Here is a 20802-nt window from a genome sequence, read left to right as displayed (position 1 = left end):
CTTTTTTTATTTGCGGTTAATGAAATTCTTGCTAAAAACGACGATAATAAGTAGACAACAAGTTAACAAGGAGAATTTATGAACGGAATCCGATTATTGCTGGCTGATGACGAGCCGCATATTATACAGTTTCTTGAGCTGGGACTGCTGAACGAAGGCTTTGACATCCGTACCGCGCAGGACGGCGCAGCCGCTTTGCAGGTGGCCAAGGAATTTCAGCCCCATGTCCTTATTCTAGACGTGATGATGCCGGAGTTGAACGGTTTTGAAGTATGCCAAGCGGTCAAAGACACAGGCGCAAACGTTGCTGTCATCATGCTTACCGCGAAGGATGACATCGAAGACCGGGTGAAAGGCTTGACGCTTGGCGCGGATGATTATGTCGTGAAGCCCTTTAGCTTCGAAGAGCTGCTCGCCCGGATCAAAGCCCGGCTCCGCAACCAGTTCCCAAGCTTGCTTGGCGAGGCGACATACGGTCCCTTCCGCGTTAACGACGTGAAAAAGGAACTGATCTACCAGGATCAGGTCCTGGAGCTCTCCCCCACCGAATATGAGCTGCTGAAATATATCGTGCAGAACAACGGCATTGTGCTCAGCAAAGCGCAAATACTGGACAGCGTATGGGGCTACCGGTTTGGCGGGGAAGAAAATATCGTCGAGGTGTATATCCGCTCCCTGCGGGACAAGCTTGGCGACAAGGAGCACCGGCTTATCCGTACGCTGCGGGGTGTCGGTTACAGGATGGATCTGTCATGAGACGATCGTTCTTGGCCCCCCGCTCCCTCCGATTTCAGCTTCTTCAGCGTTCTCTGTTTGTCATGGCGGCTCTGCTGCTTATGATTGGCATTTTGCAATATGTCTTGATGAAGGATTTCCAATATAAAAATAAAGCCGAAGCGTTGGATGCTCAATTAATCTCGCTTCCCCATGATTGGTTTGGCGGTGAGCGGTTCGGCGGCGGGAACGGCGCCGGCAGTCCGCCCGGCAGCTCGCCGCCTATGCAGCTTCCCATACCGGCACCTTTTTATTATCAGCCGGGCTTGTCGCTTGCCTCGATTAATCTTGATGGCGAATTTACCGATCTGTCGCGGGATGACGAGCTTAACGCGCCTCAATTATCGGCCGGGCAATATAAAGAGCTGCTTAAACAGCCTAATCAGCATGGTACTTACCGGATCTTGACGGACAAAAAAGGCACGCAGCAGCTGGTCGTCTTTCATGTCACGGGGCCTCCCGGACATCCAGACGGCATCATACAGGCGGGAACCGATACCGCTTCTCTGAAGCAAATACTGATGACTCAGCTTGCGATCTTTATCGGATTGTCCGTGCTTGCGCTGGCTGCCGGCTTATGGTTCTATATTCCCCTGCTGCGCCGCACGCTTCGGCCATTGTCGAGCGTCGTGCAGAAGGTCAGCCAGACGGACGCCGCCAATCTGAACGAAAGACTGCCCGTGAATCAAGGGCAGCTGGAAATCGACCAGCTTGCCGTTGCCTTCAACGGGATGCTGGAGCGTCTTGACCTTTCCTTTGAAGCCGAGCGGGAGACAACGGAACGAATGAGACGGTTTATCGCGGACGCATCGCATGAATTGCGAACGCCGCTTACGTCTATTCATGGCTTTATCGAAGTCTTGCTGCGCGGGGCCGCTTCCAATCCGGACCAGCTTCGTTCCGCCCTAACCAGCATGCAGCTGGAATCCAAACGGATCAACAAGCTGGTTGAGGATTTGCTCCTGCTCGCCAAGCTTGACCTGGCCCCTTCGCCCGAACGGATCGAGATCCGGCTGGACAAGCTTCTGCAAGAAATGGAGCCCCAGCTTCGTCTACTAGGCGGCACTCGCAACGTCAGCCTGCAAATCAATCCGGGCATACAGGTGTCCGGGCATCCCGACCAGCTTAAGCAAGCGGTGCTGAATCTGTTCCTGAATGCCGTTCAGCATACCGATCCGGATGCCGGCAGCTTGTCCCTTAAGCTATATACGGAAGCGGCTGAAGCGGTTATAACCGTGTCCGACAATGGCTCAGGCATAGCGCCGGAGCATCTGCCCCATCTATTCGAGCGATTCTACCGGAGCGAATCCTCGCGAACGCGCAAAAGCGGCGGTACAGGCCTTGGCCTTGCCATTACCCAGTCCCTTATCGCGAAGCATAACGGCACCATACATGTGGACAGTAGCGAATGGTCAGGCAGCTCGTTTCAGATCAGACTGCCGCTTCATAGATGAAAAAGGCTATCCCGTCATATTAAATGGCGGGATAGCCTTTTTGCCGTGCGCATGAAGACATTCAGCATTCTTTCAGCCAGCGTTAAGATTAGCATCAGACTCAGCCTATACAATAAGTTTTGTTAAGAGAATGTAAACGAGGGCAAACGCGACAGTGAAACGAGGTGTAATAGTGAGCAAGATCAAATTCAGGAATGAGCTGAAATTTTTCATCAACCATCTGCAATATTTCACGATTCGCCAGCGGTTAAGGAATCTGATGCAGCCCGACGAGCACGCTGGTTCAACCGGTGAATACCATATCCGAAGCTTGTATTTCGACGATTTTAGCAATACCGCCTTAAACGACAAGCTGGGCGGCTTCCGGGACAGGAAGAAGTACCGGATCCGCATCTACAACGGCCAGGACAAAGTCATTCATTTCGAGAAAAAGCTTAAGCGGATGGACTACATCGCCAAGTTGAAGGAGCCGCTTACCAGAGAGATGTACAACCGCATCATGGCAGGTGATTACGAGGTTCTGAACGTACCGGACAAGCCGCTTCTTATGGAGATCTACAACGAAATGCACGACAATCTGCTGCGTCCGAAAGTCATCGTCGATTACGTGCGCGAGCCTTATGTCTGCCACAACGGCAACGTGCGGATTACGTTCGACAAGGATCTGCGGACCGGGCTGCATGCGGTGGATATTTTTGATCCCGAGCTGGCGCCCGTTAAAGCGATTGATGAAGATCTCATCATCCTGGAAGTGAAATTTGACGAGTACATCCCGGGCTACATTCAGACTGCGCTGCAGCTTGAAGGCCTGAACCGGCAATCGGCGTCCAAGTACGTGATCTGCCGTAAATTTCTGAAATATAACTCGTGGGAGGATTATTAAACCAATGGATACAACAACAAACGCAACCGATACAACCAATACGTTTTCCGACCTTTTCAAAAGCTCGGTCCTCGACAACTTCAATTCAAGCATCGATATTTCGAAAATGCTGATTACGCTCGCTATCTCTTTCTTAATCGGTCTGTTTATTTACACGCTTTACAAGAGAATCTTTAGCGGAGTTTTATACTCCAAGAGCTTTAACGTCTCCCTGATCGGGATGACTATCATTACGTCCGTCGTTATTCTGGCGGTCAATTCGAACCTCGTTCTGTCCCTCGGCATGGTTGGCGCGCTCTCGATCGTTCGTTTCCGTACGCCAATTAAAGACCCGACCGACCTGATCTTCCTGTTCTGGGCAGCAGCTGCGGGTATCGTAACCGGCGCAGGCTTCTTCACCCTTGCCGTAGTTGGTTCCGTTATTATCGGACTTGTCCTCTTCCTGTTCGTAAAAGGCGGCAAGGTGGAAAATCCGTACCTTCTGGTTGTTCAATGCGCGAACGATGAGAGCGAAAAAGCCGTGCAACAACAAGTCGGCAAGATGGTTAAACGTTATAACGTGAAGCAAAAAACCGTATCCGCAGGCAATATCGAAGTTACGCTGGAAGTCCGTCTGAACGATCAGGAAGGACGTTTTGTAAACGAACTGTCGCAGATTGCCGGCGTTCGCAATGCCGTTCTGATCAGCTATAACGGAGATTACGTATCGTAAAAGACAGGATGGTGTTTAAGATGAAAGCGAAGTTTTTACTGACGCTCTTCTCCATCATTCTGATCATCGGGTTAACAGGATGCGGCTCCAAGCCGACAGCTAACAATGAGGGAGAAAGTGCTGAGAACAAAGCTACCACCAAGGAGGAGCAGTTTTTAGACGAAACCGTGTTTCCGAAAAATAAAGTCGTCGACGTAAAAATTACGATCGATGAAGATCAGTTCCAGGACATTATTGATAATGCCAGCGCCGAGGAATATCACACGGCGTCCGTCGATTATAACGGAGAGCATTTCGATAATGTCGGCATTCGCGCCAAGGGCAATCTAAGCCTGCGCAGCGTTGTGCAGATGGAGGATTCCGACAGGTACAGCTTCAAGATCTCTTTTGACGAATACGTGAACCAAACGCTTGGCGGCATCAGCAAAATCAACCTGAACAACAATTACAGCGATGCGTCTTATATGCGTGAATTTCTGACCTACGAGCTGGCGGAACAAATGGGCCTGCCGACTCCTAAGTTTTCGTTCGTTAACGTCTATGTCAATGACAAGCTATGGGGCTTCTACCTGGCGATTGAACAAGTCGGGGACGAATACCTGAACCGCAATTTCGACAACTCTTACGGCGCTTTGTACAAGGGCATTATGGGTACGGGCAGCGATCTGCTCTGGATTGACGACAAGCTTGATTCTTACCCGGGTCTTGCGCAAAAATCCAAATCATCCAATAACGACATTCTGATCGATATGCTGAAAGAGCTGAATAGCGGCACCGATCTGGAGAAATATATCAATGTCGATGATGCCTTGGGGTATATCGCCCTAAACGTAGCTACCAATAATATGGACAGCTACCTGGGCAGCAACAAGCAAAACTATTATCTATATGAAGATGACGGCGTCTTCTCGATTCTGCCATGGGATTATAATATGGCCTTTGGCGGCATGGGAATGATGGGTGGTGGCGGCGGTTCAAGCAGTCTCTTAATCGACGAGCCTACGCAAAGCGCGGTGGCTGACCGGCCGCTAATCGCGAAGCTGCTTGCCGTGGATGAATACAAAGAGAAGTACCATGAAATGCTCCAGAAGATCGTTGACGGTTACTTGTCGGATTCGCAATTCCAGGCAAGAGTAAATGAGCTTAACACGATGATTGCATCATATGTAAAAGCGGATCCTTCCTCGTTCTATACGTACGAGCAGTATGAGGCGGGCGTCAAATCGCTGATCTCGACCAATGCAAGCATGATCAGCAATATCTCGCAGCAGCTTGACGGCACGATTGCCTCCTCGGGCGATGGCTCCGGCAGCGGCGGAGGTTTTGGCGGCGGTGGCGGCATGCGTGGCGGCGGCAACCGTCAGCAAAATGCCGCTGACGCAGGCGGGCAGCAGCAGGGTGCTGCGGGCGGCAATGCGGCGCAGCAAGGCGCCAATGGCGCGGCGAACACCAAGCAAGGCGCGGTTCCGGCTGCCGCACAAGGCGCGAATGGCGCAGAGGCGCAGCAAAGCCAAGGCAGCACCGGCACTGGCAACGCCAACGGCGGCCAACAGCAAGGTGCAGCACAAGGCGGCGATGGCATGGGATTCCCGGGCGGCGACATGGGCGGGCCGCCGGACGGGTTCCAGGGCGGCGGCATGGGTCAGCCACCGGACGGATTCCAAGGCGGCATGGGCGGCGGGGGCTTCCCCGGAATGGGCATGGGCAATCAAACTGCCGAGAAGGATAACTCCCGCGAAGCCATTACGGCCGGTATCGCCATCCTTGTCTTGCTCCTGTCCTGTCTGTTCATTAAATATTTCAACCGCAGAAGACTATAAGACATAAAAAAGGAGCAGGGAATCCCCCCTGCTCCTTTACATGTTCCCCAAAAAAATAATTGATAAAGAATAGAGGCAATGTATCTCCTGGAGGAGCGTAGCGTTCGCCTTTGTCATGTATTTTACCACCTATAAATATTGTTAAAGGTAAAATACTGGCAACAGCGGCCGGAAGGAGATACATTCCGTTATTCCTAATCAAACAAATAACTATCTGCTTCGTATGATTGCCACAATTAACCACACAAACAGAATCGAAGCAATCCCAAACCCGATCTCAATCGCCGGTATATCCCACAGCAGCGTGCTCTGATGCCCCATCGACGAGCCTATAATGAGGCCAACCATAATAATGCTGAACGACAATAGCACAATACTGAGGCTTAGCCGGTTGCTGATTTGATCAAGCTTTTTCAGCACGGCATTTAACTCGGGAATGGCAAGATCTAGCCCCAGCCTGCCCCTTCGCATCATATTGAGCACGCTCCGGAGACTAAGCGGAACATCCGAGAGCAGCTCCAGATAATCCGGGATATCATCCACCCATTTGCGCGCGATCCGCCGCGGATCCAGCTTCTCGATAACCAGCTTCCGGCCAAACGGCTCTGCGACGTCAAACACGCTGAAGTCCGGGTCAAGCGCTGTCACTACGCCTTCCAGGGTGAGGAACGTTTTGCCGAGCAGCGTAAGCTCGGACGGAATTCGTATCCCATGGCGGAAAGCAAGCGCGAACAGCTCATTCACCGATTCCCCGATCTTGACCTGGCTAAGGGGAACTTTGTAATACTTATCCCTCATTTCGTCCACGTCAGCACGGAGTGCCTTCCTGTCCGTATCATCGGGAATAAAGCCCATCCCGTTAATCGCCCGGATAATCGTACTTGTGCTTTGATTGCGCAGGCCGATTACAAAGGTGGCAAAATGCTGCTTCATGTCAGGCGTAAGTCTTCCGACCATCCCAAAATCAAGAAAAGCCAGGTTCCCGTCAGGCAGAGCCAGCACATTGCCCGGATGCGGATCCCCATGAAAAAAACCGTCCACCAGCACCTGGTGAAAGATGGCTTTGGAATACCTCTCCGCAAGCTTTTTGTGATCATATCCTCCTTGTTCTAGACGCTCGCGGTCCGACAGCTTGATGCCTTCCACATAATCCATCGTCAGAACGAGCTTGCTTGTATACTCCCAATACACAGCAGGAATAATGATGCCGTCAAATCTGCTGCTTTGGGCGGCGAACCGTTCCGCATTGCGTGCCTCCAGCCCGTAATCGAGCTCGGCGCGAAGCGCTCTGGCAATTTCGTCGATCATGTCGCGAAGCCTGTAGCTGCGCGCCCATTCGAGACGATGCTCCGCGACTCTTGCAAGCTCCGACAAGATATCGAGATCCGTCTCGATGACCTTTTGTATATGGGGGCGCTGCACTTTGACCGCTACCACTGTGCCGTCAACCAGCTTGGCCCGGTACACCTGCCCGATTGACGCGGAAGCCAGCGGCTCTTCGCTGAACTCGGCAAATAACTGCTCAAGCGGCGAGCCTAGTTCATCTTCAATAATATGTACGGCTTCCAAATATGAAAAAGGCTGAACATGATCCTGCAGCTGCTCCAGCTCCGCGATAATGCCGGCAGGAATCAGGTCTGGCCTTATGCTCGCCATTTGACCCAGCTTAACGAAGGTTGGTCCAAGCTCCTCCAGAAACATGCGAAGCCGCTCGCCAACTCCGCGTTTGCGAATGCCTTGCCTCTCACCGCCGCGCAGCACCAGTCCCGTATCCGGCAGTCCCAAATCTTTGGCGATATACCCGAAGCCGTTGCGGACAAAAGCAATCGCGATCTCCCGATAACGCTGCAAATGACGGAATTTTGATCTTACGCTCATACATCCGCCTCAGATCAGTCCACAGGTATTTCTTTATGCTCCAGCGCCGCCACCCGCTGCTCCAACTGCTCGTACCGCTCTCTTGTTACGTATTTTTCTCCAATAACGGATTGGACGCGTTCACGAATCATCTCTTCAATTTTATTGCGTGTTTCTTCGCCTTTCTTGAGCAGCTCATCGACGTATACGGACGATTCGGCTTTGGTAATTTCGCCTTTTCGCACCCATTCCTCCGCCAGCTTCTCAACTTGCTCCTTGCTTGTGACCGCAAATCCAAGTCCAAACGATACGGCTCTTCCGAACAAATCCTTCATCTGTATCACATCTCCTACAGTATGGAATATATCCAGTTTATGCAACTTGGCCGGATTACAGTCATTCCCCCTATATAAACCGTTTCGCAAAGGTAAAAAAAGGATTGATTTACGTATAATTCTTTTTGCGAATCGCATAATAACGTTATGAATTAGTCTAATCCTGACCATTTTTTTAGGAGGCGGAATCAATGGCTAACCGCAAATCCTTATTAGTGCCAAATGCACGCGCAGCGCTTGAACAACTAAAGTTCGAGATCGCGCAAGAGCTTGGCATAGAGCTTCCCGCTGACGGCTACTACGGCAATATGACTACTCACGATATGGGCTCCATCGGCGGAACGATTACCAAACGTCTCATCCAGATGGCTGAACAGCAAATCGCTGGCCGCTACTAGAAAAGCTGTACTATACTTACACGACAAGGGCTGACCCTGCAGCATTCGCTGTTTCAACGGGCTTAGCCCTGTTTTTGCGATTTCCTTTGTGCGTGAACTTCCCTTTAGAGCTAAAAATCGGTAAAATGAGAAATGGCTTGTCTTAATGGACTGAACCTATAATTATGATTTTAATGAAGAAAGGATTTTACCATATGATCATTAAACCGAAATCTCGCGGCTTTATTTGTACAACCGCCCATCCGGTTGGATGCGCAGAGCAAGTTAACCGCCAAGTGGAATACGTACAATCTCAACCTAATTTGAAAGGTCCGCGTAATGTGCTTGTTATCGGTGCATCTACGGGTTATGGTCTTGCTTCCCGTATCGTTGCGGCATTTGGCGCAGGCGCAAATACGGTTGGCGTATTTACGAGCAAAGGCGCGGAAGGCAACCGCACGGCAAAGCCAGGCTGGTACAACTCCGCTGCTTTCGAGAAGGCTGCCGCGGAATCCGGCCTGAAATCCTTCAGCCTCACCGGCGACGCATTCTCCGACGAAACCAAAGCAAGAACGATCGATCTGATCCGCACGGAGCTTGGCTCGGTTGATCTGGTCGTCTACAGCGTTGCCGCACCACGCCGCGTTCATCCGAAGACCGGCGAAGTGCTGAACTCGGTGATTAAGCCGATCGGTCAATCCTATTCGAACAAAACCGTTAACTTCCATAACGGGGTTGTGTCCGAAGCTACGATTGAGCCGGCTACGGAAGAAGAAATCAGCCAGACGATTACCGTTATGGGCGGCGAAGACTGGCAAATGTGGATCGACGATCTCCAAGCAGCAGGCGTTCTGGCTGAAGGCGCTACAACAATTGCTTACTCGTACATTGGTCCTGAAATTACGCATGCGGTTTACCGTGACGGCACAATTGGCCGCGCGAAAAATGATCTGGAAGCTACGGCGCACAACCTGACCGAGCAGCTGTCCTCCACTGGCGGACGCGCTTATGTAGCGGTTGCCAAAGCGCTGGTTACGCAGTCCAGCTCCGCCATTCCGGTCGTGCCGCTATACATCTCGGCACTCTTCAAAGTAATGAAGGAAAAAGGCATTCACGAGGGCTGCATCGAGCAAATGTACCGCATGTTCGCTACCCGCCTGTACGTAGATGGCCCAACTCCGGTTGACGAAAAAGGCCTCATCCGCATGGATGACTGGGAAATGCGCGAAGACGTTCAAGCTGCGGTAGACAAGCTGTGGAGCGAGATTACCACGGAAAATGTTTACGAGCTGTCCGATCTTGAAGGCTACCGCCGCGAGTTCTTCCAGCTGTTCGGCTTCGAAACCGACGGTATTGACTACGAAGCGGATACAAATCCGGAAGTTGATGTTCCGAACCTCCGTTAAACGATAAGAGAAAAGCCGCAGCAGGCAAGCCTGCTGCGGCTTTTTATTATGGGACGCTGCAATTTACTATCCATCGCCATCTATAAATTCCCGCCCTTCGCACTTCCCGCTTCTTAACGATGTGCCACATCGTTAAGATCACCCATCCAGCCCTTTTCACCCGCCTTAACGATGCCGCGCATCGTTAAGCTAATCTCTTCAACGAAAAAAAGAGCAGCCCAAAGGCTGCTCCACCGCTTATTCCTTGCTGCCGCCGCTTAATCCGAGCTGAGCAATCAGCTCATAGGATTTCAGCCGCTCCTGATGATCGTAAATCGCGCAGTTAATGATCACTTCATCCGCATCTGTCTGCTCGATAAACGCATTCAGCTTTGCTTCAACCGTCTGCGGACTGCCTTTGATCGCCGTGCGAAGCTGATTGCGCACGGCCGTCAGCTCATACGGATTGGCGAAGCCTTCCAGATCAGCCGGCGGCTGAATCTTTCTTGGCACGCCGCCGCGGATCAGATTGAGGAACTGCTGCTCCAGCGTTGTGCCAAGCCATTCCGCATGCTCGTCCGTGTCGGCTGCGATAGCGTTTACGCCAACCATCGCATACGGCTTATCCAGATAAGCCGACGGCTTGAAGTTGCTGCGGTAAATATCAAGCGCCGGCAGCGTAAAGTCCGGCGAGAAATGGCTCGCGAAGCCAAAAGGCAAGCCCAGCTCGCCTGCAAGCCTTGCGCTGAAATCACTGGAGCCAAGCAGCCAGATCGGCACATCCAGTCCTTCGCCCGGCACCGCGCGTACCGCTTTCTCCGATTCTGGTCCGCGGAAGAAGCCGCGAAGCTCTTCCAGCATCGCCGGGAAATTCTCCCCGCCGTACAAATCGCGGCGCAGCGCCATCATCGTCTGGCGGTCACTGCCCGGTGCGCGGCCAAGGCCAAGATCAATTCGGCCGGGATACAGCGATTCAAGCGTACCGAATTGCTCCGCGATAACAAGCGGCGCATGGTTCGGCAGCATAATGCCGCCGGAGCCGACGCGTATGGTCGAAGTACCGCCAGCAATATGTCCGATTACTAATGAAGTGGCCGAGCTGGCGATTCCCGGCATGCTATGATGCTCGGCTACCCAATAGCGGGTATAGCCCCATTTTTCCGCATGCTGGGCCAGGTCGAGGCTGTTGCGCAATGCGTCCGAAGCCGTTGAGCCTTCAACAATCGGCGCAAGATCTAATATAGACAGCTTGACGTTGCCAAGCTTTTTCGTTGTTGTCATGACTAAATTCTCCTCTCATGATGACATCATGTCCATTATAACGAAGTTCTATCGGAACTGCTATACAATAGTAAGTGACTACTGGAAAGCAATGATACCTTCTGCCAGCTGCCTGCGAGAATAGCCGCGAATTTCCGCCATTGTCTGCCTTAATCTGCTTTACGAACCCCCTAACTCGAGCTATAATAGAGACATAACGATTTTTGAAATAGAGTTTCACAGAATGAAACAACAAAATCGTCAACATCATTCAAGGAGGAATACCCGAACATGGCAAATCAAGACCATTATTCTGTACGGTCCAGCTTGGACGTCGGCGGCAAATCCTATGCTTACTACAGCCTTCAAGGTCTGGAGAACCAAGGACTTGGCGACATTTCCAAACTTCCATTTTCGATTAAAGTATTGCTCGAAGGCGCTGTTCGTCAATTCGACGGCCGTGCTATCACAAAAGAGCATGTAAAACAACTCGCTGATTGGGCGGCTAACCGCGACGACAAAGAAATTCCTTTCATCCCTTCCCGTATCGTTCTGCAGGACTTGACCGGCGTACCGGTTGTCGTTGACCTTGCAGCAATGCGCGAAACGGTTAAAAAAGCAGGCGGCGACCCTAAAAAAATCAACCCGCTTGTACCCGTCGATCTCGTAATCGACCACTCCGTAATGGTTGACGCGTTTGGTTCCCCGGACGCTCTTGAAATCAACCAACGCATCGAGTTCGAACGGAACGCAGAGCGCTACCGCTTCTTCCGTTGGGCACAAACGGCATTCGATAACTTCCGTGCGGTTCCACCGGATACGGGTATCGTTCACCAAGTCAACCTCGAGTATCTGGCATCCGTTGCAGCTACGAAAACAGTTGACGGCGAAACATTCGTATTCCCGGATTCCCTCGTAGGTACGGACTCCCATACGACTATGATCAACGGTCTCGGTATCGTTGGCTGGGGCGTTGGCGGTATCGAGGCGGAAGCTGGTATGCTTGGACAGCCGCTGTACTTCGTAACTCCGGAAGTTATCGGCTTCAAACTGACTGGCAGCCTGGCAGAAGGCGCTACGGCTACTGACCTTGCCCTGACTATCACTCAAATGCTCCGTAAAAAAGGCGTTGTCGGCAAATTCGTCGAGTTCTTCGGTTCCGGCTTGTCCAACATCAGCCTTCCTGACCGTGCAACGGTTGCCAACATGGCTCCTGAGTACGGCGCAACAATCGGCTTCTTCCCGGTTGACGCAACTACACTCGACTTCCTGCGCGCAACTGGCCGTACAGAAGAGCAAATCGAGCTGGTTGAAGCTTACTACAAAGCGCAAGACATGTTCCGTACGGATGCTACTCCGGACCCTGTCTTTACTGAAGTGGTTGAACTCGATCTGTCGACGGTTGTTCCTTCCCTTGCTGGTCCTAAACGTCCGCAAGACCGTATCGAGCTGACTTCGATGAAGGATGCTTGGAACGAAATCGTTCGCAAGCCAGTCGACAAAGGCGGCTATGGCCTGACTGACGAGAAAACGGAAGAAGTCGTTACGATTAACCACGCTAACGGCAAAGTAAGCGAAATGAAAGCTGGCGCTGTAGTTCTGGCCGCTATCACAAGCTGTACGAACACTTCTAACCCTAGCGTAATGGTAGGCGCAGGCCTTGTGGCGAAGAAAGCTGTCGCTCGCGGTCTCGTTAAACCGGAATACGTGAAGAGCTCGCTGACTCCAGGTTCCCTGGTTGTTACCGACTACCTCGTAAAAGCTGGTCTGCTCGAGTCCCTCGAAGCACTTGGCTTCCACGTTGCTGGTTACGGCTGCGCAACATGTATCGGTAACTCCGGTCCATTGCCGGAAGACGTAAGCCAAGCAATCGCTGACAACGACATGACTGTTGCTGCAGTACTGTCCGGTAACCGTAACTTTGAAGGCCGTATCCACGCGCAAATCAAAGCGAACTACCTGGCATCGCCGCCGCTTGTTGTTGCTTACGCGCTGGCTGGTACAGTTAACATCGACTTTGCAAGCGAGCCAATCGGCTTCGATCCGCAAGGCGAGCCTGTCTTCCTGAAAGACATCTGGCCAACGAACCAGGAAATCGCTGACGCGATGAGCGCTTCGCTGTCCCCGGAAATGTTCCGTGCGAAATACGAAAATGTATACACGCAAAACGAACGTTGGAACGCAATTCCGGTACCGGAAGGCGAATTGTACGAGTGGGATCCAAAATCCACTTACATCGCTAACCCGCCGTTCTTCGACAGCCTTGCTGACGGCATCCGCGACGTCGAAGACATCAAAGCGGCAAAAACTTTGCTTGCTCTCGGCGACTCGGTTACAACTGACCATATCTCGCCTGCAGGCAGCATCCGTCCAGATGCTCCAGGCGGTAAATATCTGATCGCTAACGGCGTTGAGAAGAAAGACTTCAACTCCTACGGCTCCCGCCGCGGTCATCACGAAGTTATGGTTCGCGGTACATTCGCGAACATCCGTATCCGTAACCACATGGCTCCAGGCACGGAAGGCGGCTTCTCGACTTACCAGCCTACCGGCGAAGTGACTTCCGTATACGATGCTTCGATGAAATACCAAGCGGACAAAACTAACCTGGTTGTACTCGGCGGTAAAGAGTACGGTACAGGCAGCTCCCGTGACTGGGCAGCTAAAGGAACGTTCCTCCTCGGCGTTAAAGCCGTTATTACTGAGAGCTTCGAGCGTATCCACCGTTCCAACCTGGTTGGCATGGGCGTTCTTCCTCTCCAGTTCCAAGCTGGCCAAGGCTGGCAGGCACTTGGTCTGACAGGCTTCGAAACCTTCGATATCGTTGGTCTGACGAACGATGTTCAACCTGGTGACCTGGTATCGGTTATCGCTACCAAAGAAGACGGTTCGCAAATCGAATTCAAAGTTATCGTACGCCTCGACTCCCTCGTGGACGTTGACTACTACCGTAACGGCGGTATCCTGCAAACGGTTCTGCGCCAAATGATCAAGAACTAATTCATTTTTTAATAGCAAAACGGTGAGCCCTCGGGCTCACCGTTTTTTATTTATCCTCTATCCCTTATTACCAGATTGATCGTGTGGGACAGTAACCGTAACAGACTTCGCCGTCACGTTGCCCGCTTTGTCTTTCGCCGTGTACTTGATCGTATACGTTCTTCCATTCTTATTGCCGGACATCTCTGCCCTCAGTTTAAAGGCTTGATCAAGCGTACCGAATTCAGCCCCTTGAATATCTGCATTCGTTCCTTCCGCAAGCTTCTCGTTGCTTGTAATAGAGGTTAATACGACCGAATCGATGCCTGACAAAAGGTCCGCGCTTTTCACAACGGCTTTTACGTCAACCAGCTTATGATTAGCCGGCCATAGCACCGTTTTATCCAGCACTGCATTCAATTCAGGCGCTGTCTTATCGATCTGGACCTTAACCGTATTCGGTACTTCCTCATTCCCCTTATGATCTTCGCTCCAATAAACAAGGGTATGGACGCCATCCTCCGTTATTTGAACGGTGCTCCCCTTCTGCTCAGCCCCTCCGTCCAACGTATAATAGGTCGCGGCAACGCCGGAAATGCTGTCATTCGCCGTTAAATTTACCGTTACATTACGATTAACCCAACCTGCTGGCGCATTATCGGTTGTAAAAGGAGCCGTGTTGTCCACGAGGTAAATGTTTGGAGCATCCGGCTTTTCCATTCCGTTACCCAGGTAAAAGCTCGTATGCGGCGGCTGGTTGTAGCCGGTGTTCTGCCAAGCTACGCCTAACCGGTATACGGGATCATGCATCAGCGTGCGGATCTTCTGGTCCGTTACGTCCGTCGTTGTATAAATGCGCAGCGCGCTGCTGTCTTCGGTTCTGACAACCACCTCTTCTCTCCAGTCGCCGAGCAGATCGGCTTGCAGAGACGGGTTGCCTTTTGTTCCGTTATTGGAATACGTACCGGCAAACGTCTCTAACCGGATAAGCGAGCTATTCTCGTAATCCCATTTATCAATTCTAGGAACACCGTTGCCTGTTGCAGCGTTCCAATCATGGTCCAGCAGCTCGCGGCTTAAATCGCCATCCCACCAGATCGCAAAGTTGGAGGTTGGGATTCGGGTAGAGATTTTGCTTCCTTCCGAGTTAAACATAAAGCCGCTCATGTTATTTTCCGTTGCGGCCGACTTCGTGGCGTCAATAGCCCAGGACTCTTCGCCTTCGTATCTTGGATCCACGTCCGCCGACAAGCCACGACCGGTATCCGCGCCGATCTGAGGTTGTCCGTATAATGGCTCCCCTGTTCGCGCGTCAAGCATAGTAGCCGAATACGGTGCTCCGGTCTCTTCCTGCACCGTCCATAGCTCTAGTCCAAGATGGGAAGGAATCAGGTCGCCGAGATGCATAGCGTCGCCATGACCCAGCTTCGTATTCCACAGTAAAGTGCCGTCATCATTAATCGCCGTATTGCCGGTTACAATCTCGTCCTTCCCATCCGCATCGATATCCGCCACGCTCAGCTGATGGTTGCCTTGTCCGTAACCCGGATTTGGCGAATCAAACCGCCACAACTTGCTTAGTTCTCCATCTCTCCAATTGTAAGCAACCAGCACCATCCGCGTGTAATAACCGCGCTGCAGGATCAGGCTTGGATGAACGCCGTCCAAATAAGCAATCGCTGCGCCAAAACGGTCAATCCGGTTGCCGTACGTATCTCCCCAATCTCCGATATTGCCTCTTGGCGGATCATAATCCGCCGTATCCAGAACCTTGCCTGTCGCACCTTCAAAGATCGTAAAGAACTCCGGCCCGTTAAGCACGTAACCGCTTGAATTGCGATAATCGGCGTTTGCGTCGCCTATTACGGTTCCTGCGCCGTCAACCGTTCCGTCGGCGGTACGGGCTGCTACCTCTGCCTTGCCGTCCCCATCCAGGTCATATACCATCGGGTGCAAATAATGGGCACCTGAACGGATATTCGGACCCATGTCGATTCTCCATAGACGTTTACCGTCCATTTTATACGCATCGAGATACGTGTTGCCGGTAATACCCGCTTGAGAGTTGTCCTTCGAGTTGCTCGGATCCCACTTCAATACGATTTCGTATTTGCCGTCCCCGTCCAGATCGCCTACGGATGCGTCATTCGCGCGGTAAGTGTACGCTTCGCCAGCGCTAGTCACGCCATCGGCAGGCTTATCCAGCGGTACGTTCAAATAATTCGTATTCCAAGGCTGTACCGTTTCGGACGGCGTTTGCTCCGAACCGTTCACAACCGCCCGGATCGAATAGGACGAATCTGCCGTTCCATTCTCATCCACATAGTTCGTGCTGTTTTGAACCGGAGCAGAGTTGATTTTAATCCCGTCACGGTATACGTTAAAACCGATATTGCCTGGTTCAGTGCCAAGGAATCGCCAGGAGAGGAAAACATCGCCATCCTGCTCTAAGGCAACCAGCCCACGATCCAAGTCTTCCATTTGCCGGGCCGGCAGCAGCTGCGGTATGGCCGTCACGGTTACGGGAGTTGACGCTGTCAGTTCTTCTCCCTCATAGACGTAAACTCCCTTGACGTTAAACGTATAATCCGTACCATTATCAAGGCCGCCCACAGAAGCGATATACGTTCCTTTTGGCACCGTAGCGGCCAGTGTTTCCGTGCCGTCTCCATTAACGATGTAGATGTTGGCCTCTTTGTAAGCCGGATCGATCGGAGCCTTCCAGCCAATCAGCACCTTGCCGTCATGGCCTTCTGCAGCCAGATCCGTTACAGCGGGGGCCTTGTCCAATTGATTGACATTAATCGTATAAGTACGGGCTACATCCGTATATTGCTTAGAAGCAACCGTAATGCTCACGGGAGATGAAGCGTCGTTAATCGGCACGTCAATCGAGAAACCGCTTTCAACAGCAGAATCGCCGACATTCACCTCAACGCCTTCTGGGTAGCTTGCCGTTGGCGTTACGGTCAGGACGTTTGCGGGATAAGGCACATCGATAGTGTAGTTGTTATTTGTGGGGTCAAAAGCAAAGGAGGGTACATAATCGCCGGCCTTAAGCTGAACATTGGCCAGGGCCAAATCAAGCGCCGTGACTTTCATATTCGCCAGGTTATAGCGGCCTCCGCCCGCAATGGTGAAGAAGCCGAAGCTGCTGATCCGTTCTCTGGCACTATAGAAGTTTTCGCTTGAGTTAATCGTATTGCCCGTATTTAAATCCTGGATCGATAAGGTATATTTTTTCTGCGGAATATTGTAAACGAACGTAAAACGGTACCAATGCGTCGTGTCATACGTAACGAGGGTTGGTCCGTTCTGCATTTTGATCACGCCGCCATCCATCACCATACGGGTAACGGCTGAGGTTGTCGCATTAACCTTCCCTTCCATGACCCAGAAGGTTCCGCCTTTGCTCGTAGGCATATTGACGTCAAACTGCAGAATCATGCCTCCGGTCTGAGGCGTAAAGCGTTGTCCGAAATAAGAGGAGCCGGTCAGATCATGGCTGATTGAAGCGTATTGCTGATTGGTATCCGGATTGTTAACAACCTCGACAACCGGAGCCGTTCCTTCCTTCGTCCAATTGTTACCGCTTCCAATTGTAAGCGGACCAACAGGATAAGCAGAGAAATCTTCATCAACAACAGCCGTGTCTGCGGCAAGTACAGGAGTAATATGAAACGGTACGAGTAAGGCAGAGAGTAAGCAGATAATGAGAAGCTTTGCCAAAGGATGTTTGCTGCGTTTGGCCTGCATCATTTTCAACCTCCGATTCATAGTAACGATCATAGGTAAAGATGGGGAATCCGGGAATCCGTCAGCTCCTCCTTTCTTATCCTGTTGACTTGTACCTGTTACCTGAATTACACGGTATGCTTGTCTTGTTGAAATCCGAACCATGCCTATTGTAAGGGAACAACTGGGAAATCTCTATGCAAATATCAGGGATAAAGGTATAAAAATCAGTGTATTCTTCTTTGGAAAAAAACAAAAAACCGACATTGGAGCCTGTCCGCTCTAACATCGGTCTTTATGCTTTATTCGTGTGCAGCTTGAGGATGCTTCTTCTTCCATTCGTTCGTCCAAAGTCCTGCGCCAAGCACTACAACGACCGCAATAGCGATAACGAGCCACTTGACGACCTGGTTTTCTTCGAACCAATCCTTCCACGCCGGCTCATGAGTAATCATCTTTGATGCCGTATAAGCCAGCACGGCCGAGCCTGCATAGATGATCCAGGGGAATTTGCTAAGCAGCTTGATAAACAAGGTGCTTCCCCATACCACAATCGGAATACTGATAATCAGACCTATAATGACTAACAGCGTATGTCCCTGAGCGGCGCCCGCAACGGCAATTACATTATCCAGCCCCATTGCCGCATCCGCTACAATAATCGTCCACACGGAAGCCCAAAGCGTACTTTCCGCCTTAATGTTCTCATGATCTTCTTCCTGTACAAGCAGCTTGTAAGCGATCCAGAGAAGAATAACTCCTCCCGCAACTAGCAGCCAAGGAATCTGAAGCAGGTACACAACCAGCACGGTTGCAACGATACGAAGCAGAATGGCACCGCAGGTTCCATACAGGATGGCTTTCTTCTGCGTCTCCTTCGGGAGCCGTTTAGCCGCCATCCCGATCACAATCGCATTATCGCCAGCGAGAATAAGATCAATAAATACAATGGACAGCAATGTAGTCAGAAATTCAAACGGCGTCAAGTCCAATTCCCCTTCTTTCTTGCTTGATAAACCATAACACCAATCATTATAGTTTATTTTTCACGAGGGATGTAATATTTATTGATAAAATAAATTTAATCATGTAATGCCGTATGGCGTTTGTACAAATCCTCAAGCACCATGCAAGCCATCGCTTCCACTACCGGCACAACGCGCGGGCAGATGCACGGATCATGGCGTCCAAGCGTTTGGATCGTATGCTCGTTGCCTTCTTCGTCAACCGTTTGCTGCGGGAGCGAGATCGACGACGTTGGTTTTACCGCGATACGGAAAACAATATCCTGCCCCGTGCTGATGCCGCCAACAATCCCGCCGGCATTATTGGTCAAGAAGCCGTTTGCGTCCATTTCATCGTTATGTTCGCTGCCGAACATAGTGGTTGCCGCAAACCCTGCGCCAAATTCAACGCCTTTAACCGCACCGATGGACAGCATCGCTTTTGCAAGCTCCGCGTCAAGCTTATCGAATGCCGGTTCGCCGATACCCGGCTTCACGCCGCGGATAATGCATTCCACCACGCCGCCGCAGCTGTTGCCTTTAGCCGCCAAATCCTCCACGAGCGTTACCATTCTTTCCGCGGCGTTCAGATCAGCTGCGCGCATCGGATTTTTCTCGATAACGGATTCGTCAAACGTCTCGCATTTAATGCCGCCCGCTTCCTTCGTGTAGGCTACGATCGATACGCCGCGGCGTTCAAGAAGCTTGCGCGCAATAGCGCCTGCAGCCACGCGGCCCGCCGTTTCGCGGCCCGAAGCCCGGCCGCTTCCGCGGTGATCGCGGTGGCCGTATTTTTGCACGTAAGTGAAATCGGCATGACCCGGACGGAACAACTTGCGGTTCGCCTCGTAATCCTTGGACTTCATGTCGGTATTGTTCAGCATAACGGCCAGCGGCGCGCCCGTTGTTTTGCCTTCGAACACACCCGACAGGATGCGGATAATATCATATTCTTTGCGCGGTGTCGTAACCGAGGACTGACCCGGCTTGCGGCGGTCCATCTGTACTTGAATATCCGCTTCCGTAAGCTCTACTCCCGGCGTAACGCCGTCAATAATAACGCCTACAGCCTCGCCGTGCGATTCGCCGAACGTGGTCATTTTGAAATGAGTGCCAAAGCTGCTTCCTGACATATGAAAAACCAACCTTTCTCTTTTGACTATCTGGATTAATTTTATTATAATTTCAAATGTGCAATAAATGAAATCACAATTCAATAGCCTTGCAATAGAGAGGGTTTATGCCAAACAAATTAAATAGCTTAGAAAGCTACCGGATTTTTTTGTACACGGCAAGGACGGGCAACTTCACGAAAGCTGCCGAAATTCTTCATGTCACCCAGCCGTCCGTCAGCTATGCGATCAAGCAGCTGGAGGATTCCTTTGGCGTGAAATTGTTCGACCGCGGCTCCAAAGGCGTAAAGCTTACCATGGAAGGTAAAGCGCTGCTGGAGTATATTGAGCAATCCTTCCACCTTATCGAGCGCGGCGAACGCAAGCTGCTGGAGCTTGCCAACTTGCATGGAGGCGACCTTCGCATCGGAGCAAGCGGCCCGATTATCAAGCATATTCTTCTTCCTTATATAGATAAGTTTCATGCCGAGCATCCGAATGTGCGCATCCGTCTTCAGCAAAGCAAGACAAACGAGATTTCCAAGCAGTTGAAGGAAGAAAACATCGATCTCGGCTTTGTCCATTTGCCGTTTGACGATCAGGAATTGGCTATTCAGCCGCTGATGTCCATTCAAGACTGTTTTCTTGTTGGAGAGGCTTATAAGGAGCTGGCAGACGATGCGGTTTCGGTCCGCGAGCTGCTAAAGCTTCCTTTATTATTGCCCACGGCAGGCAGCAGTACCCGGCTCTTTGTCGAGCAATGGCTCGCCGGACACGGTATTTATAAGGAACCGGACATTGAGCTGACCAGCACGGAGATGATTATCGAGTTCGCGCAGAGGGGTTACGGCACCGCTTTTCTTACCCGCCGGTTTGCTCAGCAGGAGCTGAATAACGGAACGTTGTTCGAGGTGAATTTGACGGAGACTTTGCCTTCCCGCGCGATTGGCGTAGTTACCCGAAAAGACGCCACTTTGCCCGCCTGCTCGTCCATTTTCCTCAAAGAGGTAATGAACCAATGAATTGCCATGAATGTTCAAAAGAATGCCTTGGAATCGTTGTTGACTAAGTGATTTAAGAGTTTTAACATATAATGATAATCTTATATAATGGAG

Annotated in this window: 15 protein-coding genes; 9 read left to right on the top strand and 6 right to left on the bottom strand. The window is 51.4% G+C overall.

Going from position 1 to position 20802, the window contains the following annotated elements:
- The first annotated feature begins 78 nt into the window (after positions 1-78).
- The 5 genes from PJDR2_RS10450 to PJDR2_RS10430 all read left to right on the top strand — a co-directional run bounded on the left by PJDR2_RS10450 (position 79) and on the right by PJDR2_RS10430 (position 5643).
- Complete coding sequence (locus PJDR2_RS10450) at positions 79-756, top strand: response regulator transcription factor (protein ID WP_015843646.1); 678 nt, start codon at positions 79-81, stop codon at positions 754-756.
- Positions 753-2228: a sensor histidine kinase gene (locus tag PJDR2_RS10445; RefSeq protein WP_015843645.1), complete on the top strand. Its 1476-nt coding sequence runs from the start codon at positions 753-755 to the stop codon at positions 2226-2228. Before PJDR2_RS10450 ends, PJDR2_RS10445 begins: the two co-directional genes overlap by 4 nt.
- Positions 2229-2400: 172 nt before the next feature.
- Positions 2401-3111 carry a polyphosphate polymerase domain-containing protein gene (locus PJDR2_RS10440; protein ID WP_015843644.1) on the top strand — a complete coding sequence of 237 codons (711 nt, stop codon included), beginning with the start codon at positions 2401-2403 and terminating at the stop codon, positions 3109-3111.
- A 4-nt stretch (positions 3112-3115) separates the two neighbouring features.
- Positions 3116-3823 carry a DUF4956 domain-containing protein gene (locus tag PJDR2_RS10435; RefSeq protein WP_015843643.1) on the top strand — a complete coding sequence of 236 codons (708 nt, stop codon included), beginning with the start codon at positions 3116-3118 and terminating at the stop codon, positions 3821-3823.
- Between the two features lie 20 nt (positions 3824-3843).
- On the top strand, positions 3844-5643 hold the full coding sequence (locus PJDR2_RS10430) for a CotH kinase family protein (protein WP_015843642.1): 1800 nt from the start codon (positions 3844-3846) through the stop codon (positions 5641-5643).
- Positions 5644-5853: 210 nt separating this feature from the next.
- On the opposite strand, the gene PJDR2_RS10425 is transcribed toward PJDR2_RS10430, so the two are convergent.
- Together PJDR2_RS10425 and PJDR2_RS10420 are read right to left on the bottom strand one after the other, a co-directional pair.
- Positions 5854-7521, bottom strand: coding sequence for an ABC1 kinase family protein (locus PJDR2_RS10425; RefSeq protein WP_015843641.1), 1668 nt, complete (start codon positions 7519-7521; stop codon positions 5854-5856).
- A 14-nt stretch (positions 7522-7535) separates the two neighbouring features.
- Positions 7536-7835: a phasin family protein gene (locus tag PJDR2_RS10420; RefSeq protein ID WP_015843640.1), complete on the bottom strand. Its 300-nt coding sequence runs from the start codon at positions 7833-7835 to the stop codon at positions 7536-7538.
- A gap of 191 nt (positions 7836-8026) precedes the next feature.
- On the opposite strand from PJDR2_RS10420, the gene PJDR2_RS10415 reads away from it, so the two are divergent.
- Together PJDR2_RS10415 and fabV are read left to right on the top strand one after the other, a co-directional pair.
- A complete protein-coding gene (locus PJDR2_RS10415; protein WP_015843639.1) occupies positions 8027-8233 on the top strand; it encodes an alpha/beta-type small acid-soluble spore protein in 207 nt (68 codons plus the stop codon).
- 194 nt (positions 8234-8427) lie between these two features.
- Positions 8428-9618 carry an enoyl-ACP reductase FabV gene (gene fabV / locus PJDR2_RS10410; RefSeq protein ID WP_015843638.1) on the top strand — a complete coding sequence of 397 codons (1191 nt, stop codon included), beginning with the start codon at positions 8428-8430 and terminating at the stop codon, positions 9616-9618.
- Between the two features lie 237 nt (positions 9619-9855).
- Here fabV and PJDR2_RS10405 read toward each other — a convergent pair whose 3' ends face one another.
- Positions 9856-10878: an LLM class flavin-dependent oxidoreductase gene (locus PJDR2_RS10405; RefSeq protein WP_015843637.1), complete on the bottom strand. Its 1023-nt coding sequence runs from the start codon at positions 10876-10878 to the stop codon at positions 9856-9858.
- A 270-nt stretch (positions 10879-11148) separates the two neighbouring features.
- On the opposite strand from PJDR2_RS10405, the gene acnA reads away from it, so the two are divergent.
- On the top strand, positions 11149-13857 hold the full coding sequence (gene acnA / locus PJDR2_RS10400) for an aconitate hydratase AcnA (RefSeq protein WP_015843636.1): 2709 nt from the start codon (positions 11149-11151) through the stop codon (positions 13855-13857).
- A 57-nt stretch (positions 13858-13914) separates the two neighbouring features.
- Here the strand turns inward: acnA and PJDR2_RS33730 are convergent, their stop codons facing one another.
- The 3 genes from PJDR2_RS33730 to aroC all read right to left on the bottom strand — a co-directional run bounded on the left by PJDR2_RS33730 (position 13915) and on the right by aroC (position 19708).
- Positions 13915-17595, bottom strand: coding sequence for an OmpL47-type beta-barrel domain-containing protein (locus PJDR2_RS33730; RefSeq protein WP_015843635.1), 3681 nt, complete (start codon positions 17593-17595; stop codon positions 13915-13917).
- A gap of 278 nt (positions 17596-17873) precedes the next feature.
- Positions 17874-18563: a TerC family protein gene (locus PJDR2_RS10390; RefSeq protein WP_049790040.1), complete on the bottom strand. Its 690-nt coding sequence runs from the start codon at positions 18561-18563 to the stop codon at positions 17874-17876.
- A gap of 89 nt (positions 18564-18652) precedes the next feature.
- Positions 18653-19708 (bottom strand): chorismate synthase, encoded by a 1056-nt coding sequence (aroC, locus tag PJDR2_RS10385; protein ID WP_015843633.1) that lies wholly within the window; start codon positions 19706-19708, stop codon positions 18653-18655.
- 107 nt (positions 19709-19815) lie between these two features.
- Here aroC and PJDR2_RS10380 point away from each other — a divergent pair, with 107 nt between their 5' ends.
- Positions 19816-20709: a LysR family transcriptional regulator gene (locus PJDR2_RS10380; RefSeq protein ID WP_015843632.1), complete on the top strand. Its 894-nt coding sequence runs from the start codon at positions 19816-19818 to the stop codon at positions 20707-20709.
- Positions 20710-20802: the final 93 nt, after the last annotated feature.

Origin of the sequence: Paenibacillus sp. JDR-2, assembly GCF_000023585.1 — a bacterium.
Lineage (GTDB): Bacteria > Bacillota > Bacilli > Paenibacillales > Paenibacillaceae > Pristimantibacillus.
This window is presented reverse-complemented; position numbering and strand designations above follow the sequence as displayed.

What these genes read in the sequence shown, in the direction of transcription:
- PJDR2_RS10415 (WP_015843639.1), top strand. Translation starts at nt 8,027, where the DNA reads ATGGCTAACCGCAAATCCTTATTAGTGCCAAATGCACGCGCAGCGCTT.
- PJDR2_RS33730 (WP_015843635.1), bottom strand. Translation starts at nt 17,595, where the DNA reads ATGATGCAGGCCAAACGCAGCAAACATCCTTTGGCAAAGCTTCTCATT.
- PJDR2_RS10445 (WP_015843645.1), top strand. Translation starts at nt 753, where the DNA reads ATGAGACGATCGTTCTTGGCCCCCCGCTCCCTCCGATTTCAGCTTCTT.
- acnA (WP_015843636.1), top strand. Translation starts at nt 11,149, where the DNA reads ATGGCAAATCAAGACCATTATTCTGTACGGTCCAGCTTGGACGTCGGC.
- fabV (WP_015843638.1), top strand. Translation starts at nt 8,428, where the DNA reads ATGATCATTAAACCGAAATCTCGCGGCTTTATTTGTACAACCGCCCAT.
- aroC (WP_015843633.1), bottom strand. Translation starts at nt 19,708, where the DNA reads ATGTCAGGAAGCAGCTTTGGCACTCATTTCAAAATGACCACGTTCGGC.
- PJDR2_RS10425 (WP_015843641.1), bottom strand. Translation starts at nt 7,521, where the DNA reads ATGAGCGTAAGATCAAAATTCCGTCATTTGCAGCGTTATCGGGAGATC.
- PJDR2_RS10380 (WP_015843632.1), top strand. Translation starts at nt 19,816, where the DNA reads ATGCCAAACAAATTAAATAGCTTAGAAAGCTACCGGATTTTTTTGTAC.
- PJDR2_RS10405 (WP_015843637.1), bottom strand. Translation starts at nt 10,878, where the DNA reads ATGACAACAACGAAAAAGCTTGGCAACGTCAAGCTGTCTATATTAGAT.
- PJDR2_RS10420 (WP_015843640.1), bottom strand. Translation starts at nt 7,835, where the DNA reads ATGAAGGATTTGTTCGGAAGAGCCGTATCGTTTGGACTTGGATTTGCG.
- PJDR2_RS10430 (WP_015843642.1), top strand. Translation starts at nt 3,844, where the DNA reads ATGAAAGCGAAGTTTTTACTGACGCTCTTCTCCATCATTCTGATCATC.
- PJDR2_RS10450 (WP_015843646.1), top strand. Translation starts at nt 79, where the DNA reads ATGAACGGAATCCGATTATTGCTGGCTGATGACGAGCCGCATATTATA.
- PJDR2_RS10435 (WP_015843643.1), top strand. Translation starts at nt 3,116, where the DNA reads ATGGATACAACAACAAACGCAACCGATACAACCAATACGTTTTCCGAC.